The sequence below is a fragment of the Bradyrhizobium sp. genome, assembly GCF_016462955.1.
Taxonomy (GTDB): domain Bacteria; phylum Pseudomonadota; class Alphaproteobacteria; order Rhizobiales; family Xanthobacteraceae; genus Bradyrhizobium.
In genome coordinates, this window is sequence record NZ_JAEMSD010000106.1 from 1 (window position 1) to 16,309 (window position 16,309).

Annotated in this window: 19 protein-coding genes and 1 pseudogene; 16 read left to right on the top strand and 4 right to left on the bottom strand. The window is 61.0% G+C overall.

All coding sequences use genetic code 11. The features are described 5' to 3' along the window. The first annotated feature begins 126 nt into the window (after positions 1 to 126). Positions 127 to 720 (top strand): substrate binding domain-containing protein, encoded by a 594-nt coding sequence (locus JHD07_RS13755; RefSeq protein WP_366864451.1) that lies wholly within the window; start codon positions 127 to 129, stop codon positions 718 to 720. Between the two features lie 216 nt (positions 721 to 936). On the opposite strand, the gene JHD07_RS13760 is transcribed toward JHD07_RS13755, so the two are convergent. Beyond that, positions 937 to 1,953, bottom strand: a complete 1,017-nt coding sequence (locus JHD07_RS13760) for a zinc-binding alcohol dehydrogenase family protein (protein WP_120252764.1) — start codon at positions 1,951 to 1,953, stop codon at positions 937 to 939. 84 nt (positions 1,954 to 2,037) lie between these two features. After that, a complete protein-coding gene (locus JHD07_RS13765) occupies positions 2,038 to 2,973 on the bottom strand; it encodes a LysR family transcriptional regulator (RefSeq protein WP_120252765.1) in 936 nt (311 codons plus the stop codon). Between the two features lie 113 nt (positions 2,974 to 3,086). On the opposite strand from JHD07_RS13765, the gene JHD07_RS13770 reads away from it, so the two are divergent. From JHD07_RS13770 to JHD07_RS13810, 9 genes are all read left to right on the top strand, one after another. Then, a complete protein-coding gene (locus JHD07_RS13770; RefSeq protein ID WP_120253501.1) occupies positions 3,087 to 3,881 on the top strand; it encodes a type 1 glutamine amidotransferase domain-containing protein in 795 nt (264 codons plus the stop codon). A gap of 71 nt (positions 3,882 to 3,952) precedes the next feature. After that, a complete protein-coding gene (locus JHD07_RS13775; protein ID WP_064311494.1) occupies positions 3,953 to 4,249 on the top strand; it encodes a putative quinol monooxygenase in 297 nt (98 codons plus the stop codon). 10 nt (positions 4,250 to 4,259) lie between these two features. Further along, positions 4,260 to 4,400 (top strand): hypothetical protein, encoded by a 141-nt coding sequence (locus JHD07_RS13780; RefSeq protein WP_157105557.1) that lies wholly within the window; start codon positions 4,260 to 4,262, stop codon positions 4,398 to 4,400. A 53-nt stretch (positions 4,401 to 4,453) separates the two neighbouring features. Beyond that, positions 4,454 to 5,194, top strand: a complete 741-nt coding sequence (locus JHD07_RS13785) for an SDR family oxidoreductase (RefSeq protein ID WP_120252766.1) — start codon at positions 4,454 to 4,456, stop codon at positions 5,192 to 5,194. Positions 5,195 to 5,304: 110 nt separating this feature from the next. Beyond that, entirely contained in the window at positions 5,305 to 5,598 is a 294-nt protein-coding gene (locus JHD07_RS13790) for an antibiotic biosynthesis monooxygenase (RefSeq protein WP_291622999.1), read from the top strand. Between the two features lie 456 nt (positions 5,599 to 6,054). Beyond that, complete coding sequence (locus JHD07_RS13795) at positions 6,055 to 7,194, top strand: glutathione-independent formaldehyde dehydrogenase (protein ID WP_120252767.1); 1,140 nt, start codon at positions 6,055 to 6,057, stop codon at positions 7,192 to 7,194. A 31-nt stretch (positions 7,195 to 7,225) separates the two neighbouring features. Next, the gene (locus JHD07_RS13800) at positions 7,226 to 7,795 is read left to right on the top strand and encodes a type 1 glutamine amidotransferase domain-containing protein (protein WP_120252768.1); all 570 of its coding nucleotides are present in this window, start codon (positions 7,226 to 7,228) and stop codon (positions 7,793 to 7,795) included. A 314-nt stretch (positions 7,796 to 8,109) separates the two neighbouring features. Further along, complete coding sequence (locus tag JHD07_RS13805; RefSeq protein WP_120252769.1) at positions 8,110 to 8,742, top strand: TetR/AcrR family transcriptional regulator; 633 nt, start codon at positions 8,110 to 8,112, stop codon at positions 8,740 to 8,742. 57 nt (positions 8,743 to 8,799) lie between these two features. Further along, the gene (locus tag JHD07_RS13810; protein ID WP_120252770.1) at positions 8,800 to 9,792 is read left to right on the top strand and encodes an MDR family oxidoreductase; all 993 of its coding nucleotides are present in this window, start codon (positions 8,800 to 8,802) and stop codon (positions 9,790 to 9,792) included. Between the two features lie 35 nt (positions 9,793 to 9,827). Here the strand turns inward: JHD07_RS13810 and JHD07_RS13815 are convergent, their stop codons facing one another. Then, positions 9,828 to 10,133 (bottom strand): helix-turn-helix domain-containing protein, encoded by a 306-nt coding sequence (locus JHD07_RS13815; protein WP_120252771.1) that lies wholly within the window; start codon positions 10,131 to 10,133, stop codon positions 9,828 to 9,830. A gap of 278 nt (positions 10,134 to 10,411) precedes the next feature. On the opposite strand from JHD07_RS13815, the gene JHD07_RS13820 reads away from it, so the two are divergent. From JHD07_RS13820 to JHD07_RS13845, 6 genes are all read left to right on the top strand, one after another. Continuing rightward, positions 10,412 to 10,813: a hypothetical protein gene (locus JHD07_RS13820; protein WP_145986285.1), complete on the top strand. Its 402-nt coding sequence runs from the start codon at positions 10,412 to 10,414 to the stop codon at positions 10,811 to 10,813. 354 nt (positions 10,814 to 11,167) lie between these two features. Continuing rightward, positions 11,168 to 12,658 (top strand): aldehyde dehydrogenase family protein, encoded by a 1,491-nt coding sequence (locus JHD07_RS13825; RefSeq protein WP_291623004.1) that lies wholly within the window; start codon positions 11,168 to 11,170, stop codon positions 12,656 to 12,658. 68 nt (positions 12,659 to 12,726) lie between these two features. Continuing rightward, positions 12,727 to 13,851 (top strand): alkene reductase, encoded by a 1,125-nt coding sequence (locus JHD07_RS13830; protein WP_120252774.1) that lies wholly within the window; start codon positions 12,727 to 12,729, stop codon positions 13,849 to 13,851. Between the two features lie 79 nt (positions 13,852 to 13,930). Continuing rightward, positions 13,931 to 14,236 carry a helix-turn-helix transcriptional regulator gene (locus JHD07_RS13835; RefSeq protein WP_120252775.1) on the top strand — a complete coding sequence of 102 codons (306 nt, stop codon included), beginning with the start codon at positions 13,931 to 13,933 and terminating at the stop codon, positions 14,234 to 14,236. Between the two features lie 2 nt (positions 14,237 to 14,238). Further along, the gene (locus JHD07_RS13840; protein ID WP_003606532.1) at positions 14,239 to 15,246 is read left to right on the top strand and encodes an LLM class oxidoreductase; all 1,008 of its coding nucleotides are present in this window, start codon (positions 14,239 to 14,241) and stop codon (positions 15,244 to 15,246) included. Between the two features lie 159 nt (positions 15,247 to 15,405). Next, on the top strand, positions 15,406 to 15,819 hold the full coding sequence (locus JHD07_RS13845; protein ID WP_120252776.1) for a LysR family transcriptional regulator: 414 nt from the start codon (positions 15,406 to 15,408) through the stop codon (positions 15,817 to 15,819). 3 nt (positions 15,820 to 15,822) lie between these two features. Here the strand turns inward: JHD07_RS13845 and istB are convergent. Further along, positions 15,823 to 16,309: pseudogene (gene istB, locus JHD07_RS13850) on the bottom strand (IS21-like element ISSsp5 family helper ATPase IstB); the annotation flags it as partial.

Sequence of the window (16,309 nt, forward strand, 5' to 3'; positions counted from 1 at the left end):
CCATGCGACAACCTCAATCTACACTGGAAATTACACCACGAGCGCGGACGCTAACCGGAGGCATCGTCGCGGTCGATCACCGCCCAGGGACTGCTGCGCGTCAGTGCGCCCGCCACCTTCGGCGTTCTGCACCTTGCCTCACTCATCCCTGCTTTCTCCGCACGTCATCCCGAGGTGACGATCGAACTGGGCTTCAACGATCGTTACGTCGACCTGCTGGAAGAGCGTTGGGATGTCGCCGTACGGATCGGGCGCCTCGCCAACAGTGCGCTTGTTGCCCGCAAGCTCGTGGCGATGCGCGTCGTGTTGTGTGCCGCCCCCTCTTATTTGGCGAGGAGGGGAACGCCAACTCGCCTGGCCGATCTCGGCGATCACGATTGTCTGGGCCACACCAACGCGTCGCTTGCAGGAACGACATCGTGGGCGTTCGGCAAAGACGGGACGATCAAGGTGCCGATCTCAGGATCGATGTGTTCAGACAATGGCGAGGCCTTGGTTCGCGCTGCCATTGCGGGCCAAGGGCTGGTCTATGGGCCACGCTTTATTGCGGCAGAGGCGCTTCGCGCCGGCCAGTTGAGCGAGCTTGAGCTGGACGAGCCGCCTATGATGCTGGGAGCGGCATATGCCATCACACACCCGACGCGGCGCCCCGCCGCCAAGACGCGGGCGTGGATTGACTTCTTAGCCGAAGCACTCCCCGCTCTTGGCACCGATTGGTGAGATGCCGAGCTGGCAGACGTCCCGAGTTTTCACCCGAGGACCGCGTCTGCTATCTCGAAACATCACGGTCTTTTACGATTGTAGATATCAGTGACCCAGCGAAAGCGACGCCCACAACCGCACATGGCTGGCATCGATAACGCCGAGGCTTGGTCCCTTTCAGTTGGTGCAGCGGGGGCCGCGGGCGCGGCGGACGTTGAGTGAGCGTGAACCGCATCACTGCCAACCCTCGATGACGATCTTGCCGCGTGCGGTAGTGCTCTCAAGCGCCTGGTGCGCGCGCTTGAGGTTCGCGGCGTTGATGGGGTAGAACCGTTCGGTGAGGGTGGTGCGCACCTCGCCGGCGTCCACGAGGCTGGCGATGGCCGACAGGATCTGACCCTGCGTTTCCATATCAGCAGTCTCGAACATGGACCGGGTGAACATAAACTCCCAGTGGGTCGACACCGACTTGCGTTTGAACGGTACGACATCGAGCGTCTTGGGGTCGTCGATGAGCGCAAAACGTCCCTGCGGGGCGATCAGCTCGGCGATCTGCTCGATATGCTCGTCGGTGTGCGTGGCCGAGAAGATGAAAGCCGGCGCGCCGATGCCCAAATCCGCCACTTGCCGAGCCAGCGGCTGGCGATGATCGATGACATGGTGCGCACCGAGCTCACCCACCCAGGCCTGCGTTTCAGGGCGCGAGGCCGTCGCAATGACGATCAGCTCGGGTACTTGGCGAGCAAGCTGGATTGCCATCGAGCCTACCCCGCCGGCACCCCCGACAATCAACAGCGCATGTGCTGCACCGGCTACAGGAGTACGCACGGACAATCGCTCGAAGAGGGCCTCCCACGCGGTGATCGCCGTCAGCGGCAACGCCGCTGCCTCTGCCCAATCGAGGCTGGCCGGCTTCTTCCCGACAATGCGCTCGTCGACCAGGTGCAACTCGGCGTTGGTCCCATCGCGGCCGATGCTGCCCGCGTAGAACACCTCGTCGCCCGGTTCGAAGCCGCGCACTTCAGGGCCAACAGCGCGCACGACACCGGCGGCATCCCAACCCAGGACACGCCAATCACCGTGGATCGAACCCGAGCCAGCGCGCACCTTCGTGTCAACCGGGTTTACCGAGACAGCCTTGACCTCGACGAGGAGATCACGGCCGGTAGCGTTGGGATCGGGAAGTTCGATATCGACGAGAGCTTCCGTGCGATCGATCGTTCCGGGCTGCTGGTAGCCGATTGCGCGCATGATAAATCCTATTGTCAGGGGCTGTATAGCGAACTTTGTCGCATACGGGATACGCACAAGCGACATCGCGGTTCGACATCGTCCTCAGGCTGGCGACGGCGTGGTTGCCGCTGCCGTCTTCCCCGTGAGGTCGGCGATGACCGCGCCGATCAGCGCCCGTAACCAGCGGTGTGCGGGATCATGCCGATAGCGGACGTGCCAAGCCATTTCCACGGGAAAGCTGCCAAGGTCGACCGGAGCCGGCAGGATCTTCAGCCGGGGGTCGTGCATCAGCCGCCTGCAGATGAGCGAGGGCAAGGTGGCGCAATAGTCGGTCACGGCCACCATCTCGGCTACCGCGAAGAAGTTTGTCACGGAGATCGCGACGTCGCGCTTCAGCTGCTGCTGCGCCAGCGCCTGAAACAAACCGGCGCGCATCCGTCCGGGCGGCACGATGTTGACATGCTTCATCGTCTCGAACTGCTCGCGCGTCATGGCATCGCCGACGCCCGGATGGTCGGCGCGGACGGCGCAGGCGAGCCCTTCGTCCATCAGGTGCTGGACGACGAGGTTGTCGGGCGGATCGACGATGCGGCCCAGCACGAGCGCCGTCGTGCCCGACACGACGCCTGTTTCCACAAGATCGTTGCCGAAGGGCGTCAGACGAAGCTTTATGCCGGGGGCGACCTTCTCCAGGCGCGCCACGATAGCGGGGACGAGGACGAACTCGACATAGCCGTTTGGCGCGATCGTGAAGAGCCGTTCGGCCTGTGCGGGGTCGAAGGCCTGCTGACCGAGGACCGCGTCGTCGAGCTGGGCGAGTGCCTCGGCGATCAGCGGTGAGAGTTCTAGCGCGATCGGGGTCGGCTGGATGCCGTAGCGCTCGCGGACGAACAGCTGGTCCTGAAGCATCAGTCGTAGACGCGATAGGGCGTTAGACAGGGCGGGCTGTGTCATGCCCATGCGCTCGGCGGCCCGCGTGACGCTGCGCTCCTCCATCAACGCGACGAAGATCGGCAGCAGGTTCAGATCGTAGCGCATACAGTCATCCTGTTAGCGTTATATCTGAAATCAAAAAGATAAACTTCTAGAATATGTCAACGAGGCCCATTTAGCGTCCATCGGTGATCGACGCCGCGAACATGGAGGTTCAGATGAGCAAGGGTCAGGTTCTCGTTCTTGGATCGAACGCGACGCAGATCGGTCTGCGTGGCGGCGGTACCGCGACGGTCGGTCAGTATCTCAACGAGACGGCGGTCCCCGCGCTGGCTCTGCTCGACGCCGGCTATGATATTGTTCTCGCCACGCCCAATGGGGCCAAGCCGCACATCGACGCCGTCTCCGTTTCGGTTGATCATTTTGGCGGCGATGAGACGGCATTCCAGCGCGCCAAGGACTTTTTTGCCAGCCACCCGGCGATGAACGACGTGCGTACGCTGAAATCGGTCGTCGACGAGGGTCTGGACGGCTTTGCTGGCGTGTTCGTGCCGGGAGGTCACGCGCCCATCGTCGACCTCATGGTGGACCGCGATGCGGGCACGATCCTCCGTCACTTCCACGCAGCGGCCAAGCCGACCGCGCTCCTCTGCCACGGACCGGTGGTCGTTGTCGCCGCGCTCGAGGATGCTCCGGCCTTCCGCAAGGCGCTGGAGGAAGGCGATGACGCCGGGGCGGCCGACCTGGCGCGAGACTGGATCTACGCGGGCTACCGCATGACAGTCTTTTCGGCGAGCGAGGAGAAGATCGCTGAGGAGCAAGTGCTGGAGGGCGAGCTCTACTTCGACATGGAAAAGGCGCTGCGGTCGGCCGGTGGCGACGTCTCTGTCACCGACAGGAACTTCGCTTCGAATGTCGTCGTGGACCGGGAGCTGATCACGGGTCAGAATCCGGCATCGGACCGGGCCATGGCCGACGCGTTGATCGAAGCCCTCGATCGCGCCGCTGCGTAAGTACGAGGATGACCGGCGGGGCGCTCAGGGTGCGCCCTCCCTCGGATATAGCCAAGACAAGGAACGGTGCCATGACCGCCAACGTGAAGATCGTCGCCGTCCTTACCGCCCGTGCGGATACCGTCGACCGCCTGCGCGCTCTGCTCGACGCCATGCTAAAGCCGAGCCGTGCCGAACCGGGCAATTTGCGCTACGATCTCTGGCAGGACCAGAGCGATCCGAACCGTTTCGTGCTCGACGAGCTGTACGCGGACGCGGATGCGGTCGCCGCCCACCGCGAGACGCCCCACTTCCAGAACTATCTCTCTCAGATCGGCGATCTGGCCGAGCGCGCCGCGTTCGTCCTCAACCCCGTCTCGGCGACCTGAGGGTGGTGCCATGGGCAAGCCTGAAGAATGGGTGGGTACGGCGCTGCTGGCACAACCGTTCTACAGAGAGGAGTTGCGGATGATCGGCCTGTTGGCACCTGCACTCCGCGTGGGACTCTTGGGCCTCATTCATCCACGCGGTTACCGCTGAGGCGGAGCCGCGATCCGGCGAAAAATCAACAACTGACTTGAAGGAATACAGTCATGACCCAGGGTATCGAAGGCAAGGTCATTCTCATTACCGGCGGCAGCACCGGCATCGGCGCAGAAACCGCGCGTCTTCTTGCGGAACGCGGCGCGAAGGTGGCCATAGCCGCGCGGCGCAAGGACAGGCTCGACGAGGTCGTCGCGGACATCGCCGCAATTGGCGGCACCGCACGTAGCTACGCGCTCGACGTCACCGACAAGGCGGCGGTCCAGTCCGTCGTTGCCGCAATCATTGCCGACTTCGGCCGCCTCGACGTGCTGATCAACAACGCCGGGCTGATGCCGATCCGTCCGATGGCCGAGGTCAACACCGACGAGTGGGACCAGATGATCGACGTCAATCTGAAGGGTACGCTTTACGGCATCGCGGCGGCCCTTCCCGGCTTTCTCGAGCAGGGCAGCGGCCACATCATCAACCTGAGTTCGGTTGCGGGCATCAAGGTCTTCGCACCGGGCGGCACGGTCTATTCCGGCACCAAGTTCGCCGTCAGCGCGATCAGCGAGGGCTTGCGCCACGAGGTGGGGGAAAAGGTCCGGGTCACGTCAATCGAGCCTGGAGCTGTCGAAAGCGATTTGAAGTTCACGACCTCTGGCGCCGCTGCCGAGACGGTGCTGGACTTCTACAAGCAGGCCATCCCGGCGGCATCGGTGGCGCGTGCTATCGCGTTCGCTGTCGAACAACCTGATGACGTCGACGTCAACGCGATCGTCATCCGGCCGACCGCACAGCAGTTCTGATTTCCACGAGGAGGCGGGCCGCGTGTGCTCCGCCTCATGGGGAACGTACCGGCCCGCTCGTGCGTTACTTTGCCGAATAATATCTGTCCGTTTCACTTGAGGAGTCATCTATGCCCAAACTTGCCCTTTATGTACCACTGAAGGCCAAGCCCGGGAAAGAGCGCGATGTCGCCAATTTCCTGACCTCGGCATTGCCGCTCGTTCAAGCCGAGCCGGGCACTCTGACCTGGTATGCGATCGAGGAAGGTCCCGGTGCGTACGCGATCTTCGATACGTTCGACACAGAGGAGGATCGGCAGGCCCATCTTGACGGCAAGGTTGCCGCCGCACTGATGGACAAGGCAGAAGAACTGTTTTCTGAACCGTCGCAGATTCACAAGTTCACCCTGCTGGCCGCGAAATAGCGGAGCGGTCGGCACCCTAAGCTGCCGTTTGACTGCAAGGTAAGGCTCGTGTTTCCATCCGCAGTGGATGGCCCGGCCGTATCGGGAAATGAATAAATGAATACGACAGGTCATCCGCGCTAGTGGATGACCTTGTCTTCTGCGCTTATCACATCTCTGAATTTATTGATAAGGCGCCGTTGATGTGTCGCGACGTGACGGCACCATTGGGCTGCGGCTGATTCCTGAGCACATCAATTCGGCGCGTTATTCGGTCGTCTGGCCCAGTCATTCAGAAAGCCGCCGTGAATCGCTCCCAGGATGGCCCAACGCGAAGGAACCTCTCTGTTGGCGGAAGGTTGAGTAAACTGCGATCACTTGAAAGGTGCCATGTCCTCTGCCGTTGCGATGAACAGGATCATGACCACGCTCTCGATCTGATGACGCGTTGAGAAGAGCCGCGAAAGGAAAAGATTCGTGAAAGCTGTCGTGTACAACGGGCCCAAAGATGTTTCTGTCAAGACAATCGATGATCCCAAGATCGAAAAGCAGACCGATGTTATCATCCGGCTGACCACGACCAATATCTGCGGGTCGGACCTTCACATGTATGAAGGCCGTACAAGTTTCGAGAAAGGCAAGGTCTTCGGTCACGAAAACCTTGGCGAGGTCATCGAAGTCGGCTCTGCCGTAGATCGCATCAAGAAGGGCGATCGCGTGTGCATGCCGTTCAACGTCGGTTGCGGTTTTTGCGAAAATTGCGAACGCGGTTTGACGGGTTTTTGCCTCACGACCAACCCTGGAACCGCCGGCGCAGCGTATGGCTTCGCCGAGATGGGTCCGTGGCAAGGTGGTCAGGCCGAGCTGATGCGCGTTCCTTATGCGGACTTCAATTGTCTGAAGCTGCCCGAGGACGCCGAGGAGAAAGAGGATGACTATGTCATGCTCTCCGACATCTTCCCGACGGGTTGGCATGGCGTCGAACTGTCAGGCTTCCTGCCTGGCGAAAGCATCGCGATCTACGGCGCCGGCCCGGTCGGTTTGATGGCCGCGCACTCAGCCGAAATCCGCGGTGCCTCTCAGATCTTCGTGGTCGATTCTCACGATGACCGCCTGAAACTGGCCGAGGCGATGGGCGCTATTCCGATCGACATGCGCAAGGGCGATCCCGCCCAGCAGATCCTTGACGCGACCGGCGGCCTCGGGACCGACCGGGGGGTCGAGGCGGTCGGGTATCAGTGTTGCGATCGCCACGGCAAGGAGCGCAGCAATTACACGATGAACTGCCTCGTCAAAAGCACGAAGGCCACCGGCGGAATCGGCGTCGTCGGCGTGTTCATTCCGGAAGACCCGAACGCGCCCGACGATCTCCAGAAGGAAGGCAAGATGGCGTTCGACTTCGGCAACTTTTGGTTCAAGGGCCAGAAGATCGGCACCGGCCAGTGCAATGTAAAGCACTACAACCGGCGACTGATGAAGCTTATCGAGCAAGGCCGGGCCAATCCTGCCCAAATCATCTCGCACCGACTGCCGCTTGATCAAGCACCAGACGCCTACAAGCATTTCGACGGGCGCGATGCTGGTTGGACGAAGGTCGTGCTCAAGCCGGGCACCTGAGCTTGGTCTTCGACGGAACAGGAAACAGATTATGACTTTAGAAGGCAAATCAGTTGCCATTCTGATCGCACCCCGCGGGACGGAAGAACCAGAATTCTCGAAGCCCAAGCAAGCTGTCGAGGACGCGGGTGGCAAAGTGACCGTGGTCAGTTCTGAACCGGGCAAGGCTCGCACAGTCAATAGCGATCTTGACGAGGGCGGCAGCTATACGATCGACAAGACGTTTTCCGAGGTGAAAGCCGACGACTTCGACGGACTTGTTGTGCCCGGAGGGACTGTCGGTGCCGACAAGCTGCGCGGCAGCGTCGAGGCAATTGGTTTCATCCGGGCTTTCTTCGATCAGAAGAAACCTGTTGCGGCTATATGCCATGCACCCTGGACATTGATCGAGGCGGGCGTGCTTGAGGGTCGCACCTTGACGTCCTACCCGACGCTGAAGGTCGATATCGAGAACGCCGGCGGTACATGGACCAATGAGGAAGTCGTGGTCGACAACGGCCTCGTTACCAGCCGCGATCCCAATGATTTGCCCGCCTTCTGTGCCAAACTCATCGAGGAAATCGCAGAAGGTGCGGGCGCATCGCTCGCAGCAGGGAATTAAGACGGGGTCGTTTCGACGAACCTTGTGAGGGCTCTTTCCCCGGAGAAGGTCCGCACAAAGCGAGCGTGGCGGATGGCCAGCGATTGGCCGTCCGCCACGCCGCGTATCACACGAACACGGCGCACCTGACGGGCACTCAAACCCTAGGGTCAGGACCCATTGATATAACCGGCTCGATCTGATCAATGGGTCCTGACCCTAGGTTGGCGATGGCATAAAATGAAGCCATAGGACTTGGAGCTACGGTTCCTAAAGAGATAGTTCCGACATCACATGCTCTTGCATTTATTAGACGATCGGTCTATTAAATCAACATGGATGTTGCCAATGTTCCCCGTCGCCGTGGACGACCCCCGAAAGCTGCGGCAGGTTTTAGCGAAACCCGCGCGTCGTTGGTGCGTGCAGGGCTGGTCAGGCTGACCGAGAAAGGCTTCACCGCCACTGGGCTGGACGAGATCCTGAAGGTGGCCGGTGTACCCAAGGGCTCATTCTATCATTATTTCGATAGCAAGGGGGCCTTTGGCACAGAGCTCATCGACCGATATGGGGCGTATTTCGCCGGCAAGCTGGAACGGTTCTTCAACGATCATTCCCGTTCCCCATTGGCGCGGATTGAAGCCTTCATAGCCGATGCGGAAGCGGCCATGGAACGCTTTGCCTATTCGCGCGGTTGCCTTGTCGGCAATCTCGGACAGGAGATGGGGGCGCTGCCCGAACCCTTCCGCCAGCAACTCTGCGACGTTTTCGCCGACTGGCAGCATCGCACAGCCGGGTGCCTGCGGGCCGCGCAAGCCGCAGGCGAAATCGGCTCTCTTCACAATGCCGATAACCTTGCCGCGTTCTTCTGGATCGGTTGGGAAGGCGCTGTGCTGCGAGCCAAACTCGAACGCAGCGGCAGCCCGCTTCAAACATTCGCAGAGGGGTTTTTCACAATGATCCGAACCTGACCCCCTTTTTTGAATAATACTAGTCGATCGGTCTAATTATTAGGAAGGAACCCAACCATGAGCATATTTCGTGCGGTCGTGATTGAGAAGAACGACACGGGCCAGACCGTCACGCTGAAAGATTTCAGCGAAGCCGACCTGATGGAGGGTGATGTCACTCTCCGAGTGACGCATTCGACGGTAAACTACAAGGACGGCCTTGCCTTGACCGGAAAGAGCCCGGTCGTGCGGCGCTTTCCCATGATCCCCGGCATCGACTGCGCCGGGGTGGTCGAGATATCCAGCAATCCCGACTTCCGGGCCGGAGATCGCGTTATCCTCAACGGTTGGGGCACGGGGGAAACGCATCTGGGCGCCTATGCGGAAAAGAGCCGCGTGAAAGGCGATTGGCTGGTGCCGCTACCGGACGGCCTGACGCCTGCCGAAGCGATGGCGATCGGCACCGCGGGCTATACCGCCATGCTCAGCGTGCTTGCCCTTGAGAAACATGGACTGAAGCCGACTGACGGGCCTGTCGTCGTCACAGGTGCGGCCGGTGGCGTCGGCTCGGTCGCGATTGCCCTGCTCGCCAAGGCTGGATGGCACGTAATCGCGTCGACGGGCCGGGCCAAAGAGGCGGACTATCTCAAAAGCCTCGGCGCGACCGAGATCATCGATCGCAACGAACTCTCTGGCGCCGGGCGGCCACTGGGCAAGGAGCGCTGGATCGCCGGCGTCGATTGTGTGGGATCGCATACTCTGGCCAATGTCCTGTCGATGACCAGATATGGCGGTGCCGTCACCGCATGCGGCCTCGCGCAGGGGATGGATCTCTCTGCCTCGGTGGCGCCCTTCATCCTGCGCGGTGTCTCGCTGCTCGGCATCGATTCCGTCATGTGCCCGAAGCCGCGTCGCGTTGAAGCCTGGGCACGCCTTGCGACCGACCTCGATCGCGGCAAACTTGCCGGGATCACCTCGACCATCCGTCTGGAAGATACCATCGCGGCCGGAGCCGACATTCTCGCGGGGAAGGTGCGCGGGCGTCTGGTCGTTGAGATCGATCGGAACTGATCAGATGGGGATGGAGCGGCGCCGGAGCGCGCCGCTCAGATCAGGTCGCGCAGTTCCTTCAGGAGGGCCGCGATATTCTCCTCGTGGCGCTTGTAATAGGTCCAAGGTCCGATGCGCTGCGAGGTCACCAGCTTGGCGCGCTGCAAAGCGGTCAGGTACAGAGAAACGGTGGACTGGGACAGGCCAGCCTGTTCCTGAATGATGCTCACGCAGACGCCAATCTGCTCAGGATCAACGTCCTGTTCAGGGTAACTTTTTCGCGGGTCCTTGAGCTTCGCCAGGATTGCGAGCCGGGCGGGATTGTCCAAGGCCTTGAGTGCTTCACTGATATCGATGCTCATGTTCGTTTATATAATTATATTTTGCAATATTGCAATATCTCACTAGCCATCCGGGCTCTGATGCCGCCAGGGTGCTGGAGTGGCAAGCGTTTCGGTTTCTGGCTTTGCCGAATGGCCGCGTTGAAGGCGACTAATGGACATATTCGTGTCGCGCCAGTCGACATCGATGATCCCGTTCGATTACCGCCGCTGTCGAGGGCTGCACGATCATCGTCAATGCCGTGCGCCTGCGTGGCGAAATTGAGCCGAGTGCGGTCCTCGATTTCCACGAGCGTATCATGAAGTCCGTGGCGGACCTTGGGCAGGAGCTTTCGATCCAGGTCGTCATCGTCGGTGGGGCCGGCACGGTGCGATTGCCGGACGGCCGCCGCTTCTGGCAATCTCCATCCTTTCCGCCGGTCACCCTTCCGCGCGGCCGTGCCCACGTCCTGTTGCGCGATCACCTGGAGGAGCGTGAGCACGCCTATGGATGGGCGTATCTGGTGCGGCCTCCGCGCTTCGATCCCGAGGGGCCACGCACCGGCCATATCGCCCGCTGGCCCGCACAGTTTGATGAATCAGATTTCCTGCGATCCTCGCCCAGCTACGCGGATTTTGCGCAGGCCGTGCGGCAAGCCGCACTGACGCCATGGCAAGGCGTCTGTCTGGTGGGTCGGAACGACACCGGGCAGCCGGCTTGAAGTCTCATTTCAAAACACGACCCAGGCAATGAAAGTCAGGGTCATTCCCTCGCAGCAACGCATTGCGTCCCGATCCGACGACATGGCGGCCCTCCGCGGTCGGCTGCCCCGATCTTCGAACGTGGCAATGATTGAGGGGGCACTGAAGGCTTGTCGCTCGGGACAAGAATGCTGGACGGTCGGTCGGGAGGATAATTTGCCTATGATATTCAGATGCTTACGCGGATTTCTGAGTACGGCGAGGCTCTCAACAGACCCTGCATCGCAATATCGCAACATCGCGATATTGACATTCCTCGATATAACTCTACTTTGTCAGCATCACTTCCGCACCAAAGGAGATGCACAGTGCTGATGCTAAACAAAACCGCAGCGACCTACGCTCCCGATGATCGCTATGGTCATTTCATCGACAACCAATGGGTCGATGGCGAAAATGGGGAGACGATCGAGAGTATCAATCCCGCCAATGGCGCCTATCTGACGCGCACCCCGAACGGCACGGCCGCCGATGTCGATCGCGCCGTCCAGGCCGCTGCCCGCGCCTTCCAGACCTGGCGCAAGACCTCGGTGACCGATCGAGCGAATGCGCTCCTCAAGATCGCCGATCTGTTCGAGGCCGATGCCGAACGCTTCGTCGTTCTCGAGAGCATGGATGTCGGCAAGCCCGTCCGCGAAGCCCGGCTCGACGTGTCGCTCGCGATCGACCATTTCCGCTATTTCGCCGGCGTGATCCGCAGCCATTCGGACGAAGTGGCGATGATCGATGAGCAGACGATGAGTCTGACGATCAACGAACCGATCGGCGTCGTCGGGCAGGTCATTCCCTGGAACTTCCCCCTGTTGATGGCGGCCTGGAAGATCGCGCCGGCGATCGCGACGGGCAACACGGTGGTCATCAAGCCGTCCGAGATGACGCCGGTCACGATCCTCGAACTCGCCAACATCTTCGCCCAGGTGCTGCCGGCCGGCGTGGTCAACATTGTCTCGGGCACTGGTGCCGTGGCCGGGCAAGCGATCCTCGACCATCCTCAGGTCGCCAAGCTGGCCTTCACCGGCTCGACCCGCGTCGGTGGGATTGTGGCGGAAGCCGCCGCCAAAAAGCTCATCCCCGCGACGCTCGAATTGGGCGGCAAGTCCGCCAACATCGTCTTCCCCGATGCCAATTGGGATCGCGCGGTGGAGGCTGCCGCCCTGGGCATCCTCTGGAACCAGGGTGAGGTCTGCGAGTCCGGCGCCCGGCTGTTCGTCCATGAATCGATCTATGATCGCTTCGTCGATGAACTGAAGGAGCGGTTCGAGAAGGTCCGCGTCGGCGATCCGCTTGATGAGAACACCCAGATGGGCGCGCAGGTTAGCCAGACCCAGACCGACCGCATCATGGGCTATATCAAGCTCGCCACCGAAGAAGGCGCGCGCATCCTGACCGGCGGCAACCGTCTGACCGGCAGCGGCTATGACGCCGGTTTCTTCATCCAGCCGACGATCATCGTCGATGTCCGCAACGACATGCGCGTCGCCCAGGAGGAGATATTTGGCCCGGTGGTCGTCGTGCTGCCGTTCAAGGACGAGGATGAGGTCATCGCGCTGGCCAATGCGTCGGACTATGGCCTGGCCGGCGGCGTCTGGACCCAGGACATCAACCGGGCGATCCGGGTGGCGCGCGCGGTAGAGACGGGCCGCATGTGGGTCAACACCTATCATGAACTTCCGGCGCATGCCCCGTTCGGCGGCTACAAGAAGTCGGGCATCGGCCGTGAGACCCACAAGTCCATGCTGGACGCCTACAGCCAGAAGAAGAACATCATTGTGAGCCTCAACGAGGCGCCCTTCGGACTGTACTGAAATCCAGTGGTTGCAAGCATTTTACTGCCTTGTGCGATCTATAAATCGCGATATTTAGGAGTAATGAAATGAAGAACTCGGTTCTTTTCGACAGCGTTGGATTAGGTCCGTACACCCTGCGCAACCGGATCGTCCTCCCGCCGCTCACGCGTTCGCGCAGCTCGCAGCCGGGAAATATCCCCAACGACCTCATGGCCGCCTATTACCGTCAGCGCACCGGCGCCGGGTTCATGGTGACCGAAGGTACGCAGATCGAGCCTCGCGGCCAGGGCTATGCCTGGACGCCGGGCATCCACAGCCCGGAACAGATCGCGGGATGGCGCAAGGTGACCGACACGGTGCATGCCGAAGGCGGGATTATTTTCCTCCAGCTTTGGCATGTAGGCCGTGTTTCCCATACCTCGCTGCAACCCGGGGGAGCAGCGCCTGTCGCGCCGTCGGCGATCGCCGCGAACGCCGTCAAGGTGTTCATTGAAACTGGCCCCGGTGAGGGCGCATTGGCAGAGCCGTCAATTCCTCGCGCGCTGACCACCGCAGAGGTCAAGGAGCTGGTGCAGCTCTATGCGCAGGCGGCACGCAATGCGCTCGAAGCCGGTTTCGATGGCGTCGAGATCCACTGCGCGAACGGCTATCTGGTGAACCAGTTCATATCCGCCCACACCAACCGGCGCGACGACGAATATGGCGGTTCCCTGGAGAACCGCCTGAGGTTCCTGCGTGAAGTGACGCAGGCGGTCGCCGATGTCGTCGGCAAGGATCGGGTAGGGGTGCGATTTGCGCCGTTGTTCGCGACCACCCAAGAGGATCGCGTCTATCTCGGCCTCGTCGAGGACGATCCCCACGCGACCTATATCGAAGCCATCAAGGTTCTCGAAGACATCGGGATCGCCTACGTCTCGCTCGCCGAAGCTGACTGGGACAATGCGCCTGAACTGCCTGAGACATTTCGCGAGGATGTGCGGAAGAATTTTAGCGGCAGGGTGCTCTATGCCGGAAAATATACCGCAGAGCGCGGCGTGCGAGTGATCGAGTCTGGCTGGGGCGACCTGATTGCATTCGGCCGTCCCTTCATCGCGAACCCTGATCTGCCCAAGCGCATCGCCAACAGCTGGCCGCTGACCCCGGTAGATCCGGCAACCATGTATGGCGGCACCGACAAGGGCTACACCGACTATCGCACCTACCAGTCGTGAGCTTGCGAGCCGCGTCCGGACCTCTGGACGCGGCTCGCGCTTCCGCCTGCGGCCGCCGGGAACAAGATGGCGCGTACCGATGAATACGAACGTCAGCGATACCCTGAAGGCTCTGGATAACCCGACCCGCCTCGCAATCCTCGGCTGGTTGAAGAACCCTCGCGAGAATTTTCCGGGGCAGGAAGTCGATCCCGAACAGGTCGGTGTTTGCGTGAGCGCCATCCAGGAACGGGTCGGCCTCTCCCAGTCGACGGTGTCCCTGTATCTGGCGTCGTTGCAGCGCGCCCGACTGGTCACATCAAAGCGTGTCGGTCCCTGGACCTATTACAAGCGCCATGAGGAAAACATCTCGACCTACCTAGAAAACCTTGAAGCCCTGATTTGACGATGCGCGTGCCGGAGAAGCTAACCATCAAGGAAATAAAGATGTATCAGCCCAATACTATTCCCTACCAGCAGCATCGCGGGTTCCGCTACACCTTCAAGGCTGGCCATCTTAGCCTAGGGCTATTCTTCCCTATTGAGGCGTTCCAGGGCGATGCTCCGGCCATGCTCAGCCAGGTCGAGCTGGCCAATTGCGCGGAAGAGCTTGGCTTCTCCACGCTCTGGTTCCGGGACGTACCCTTGCGCGATCCGAGTTTCGGCGACGTGGGACAGGTCTTCGATCCGTGGGTCTATCTCGGCTTCATCGCTGCCCGGACCTCAAGGATCGCACTCGGGACCGCATCGATCGCGATCCCGCTGCGCCATCCGCTTCATACGGCCAAAGCCGCCGCGAGCGTAGACCGGCTGAGTGATGGTCGCCTGCTCCTGGGAGTCGCCACAGGCGATCGCCCGGTGGAATTTCCCGCCTTCGGCGTAGACCCGGACCAGCGGGGCGACGTCTTCCGTGAAAATCTCGACATTATCCGCCGAGTGCAGAGCACCAGCTTCGAGCCGTTACAGTGGAGCCGTGGCCTGCTGGCAGGCGCCGACCTGATCCCGAAGCCTACCACGAACGAAATCCCCTTCTTCGTGACGGGGAACAGCCGCCAATCCCTGGACTGGATCGCGCGGGAGAGCAGCGGATGGATGACTTACCCGCGGCCGCCCCAGGCACAGCAACTGTTCGTGCAGAATTGGCGGGAGTCGGTCAAGGCGCAGGTCGGCGAGACCTACAAGCCGTTTTTTCAGTCGCTCTATATCGATCTCGACGCACATCCGGCCACGCCCCCGTCACCGATCCACCTGGGCTTCAGGCTGGGACGCGACCATCTGCTGACGCTTCTGGAAACGCTGGAAACGATTGGCGTCGATCACATCATCCTCAACCTCAAATATGGCCGCCGCCCCGCCCCCGAGGTGGTCGAGGAGCTTGGCACCTACGTCGTGCCCCGTTTCAACGCGCATCTTTAAATCATGGCGCCACGACAGCCGCCTTGCCTGATGACGCAAACGCCCGTCGTCACCAAGGTGCGGCAAGTTCATAATGGGATAGGTATGCGACGACATAGAATGAACAGGCAGAATGAAGCAGTAACAACATTCCCTAGATTTCTAAGTGGCCGATTTCCGATGACGGCTCTCATTCAAGTCTTAGCCGTTGCGAAGCATTTAAGCTTTCATCGGGCTGCCAGAGTGCTTGGCGTCAGCCAATCTAGCGTCAGTTCGAGGGTCAAAGCGCTGGAGGACGAGCTTGGTATCGTGCTTTTCGACCGCAACACGCGCGGAGTTCGTGTAACCGCGGCAGGACGCCGCTTTTTGGATCAGGTGCATGAAGCCCTGGGAATTCTGGACCACGCCGTCAAGATGGCGCGGACGCAAGCGCGCGGCGAAGAGGGAGAACTTAGAATCGGTGTTCATGCCCTATGTCAACGGCGGATCAAAAGTCGGCCATTCGGCGGCGTAAAACCAGGCCACGGTGTTACATGCCGGGGGGAGTGGCGTGAGGGCGTAGCCCGAAGGCCACTCCCCCCGGCATTGGCGTAATTTTCAGGGTCTGGTTTTGGCCTTTCGGGCCCGGCTGTGAGCGAGGCGATAGCTTTCGCCGTTCATCTCGAGGATGCTGACGTGATGGGTCAGACGATCGAGGAGCGCGCCTGTGAGGCACTCGGATCCGAAGGTTTCGGTCCATTCGTCGAAGGGCAGGTTGCTGGTGATCAAGGTGGAGCCGCGCTCATAGCGCTGGGAGATCAGCTCGAACAACAGTTCGGCACCGGTCTTGGAGAGCGGTACGAAGCCCAGTTCGTCAATGATGAGCAGCTTGTATCCGGCCATCTGCTTCTGGAAGCGCAGGAGACGCCGCTCGTCGCGCGCCTCCATCATCTCGCTGACCAGCGCCGCCGCAGTGGTGAAGCCCACCGACAGTCCTTTCTGGCATGCTGCCAGTCCGAGCTCCAAAGCTACGTGCGTCTTCCCGGTGCCCGATGGCCCCAGAGCGATGGCGTTCTCACGCCGCTCGATCCACTCGCAGCGCGCC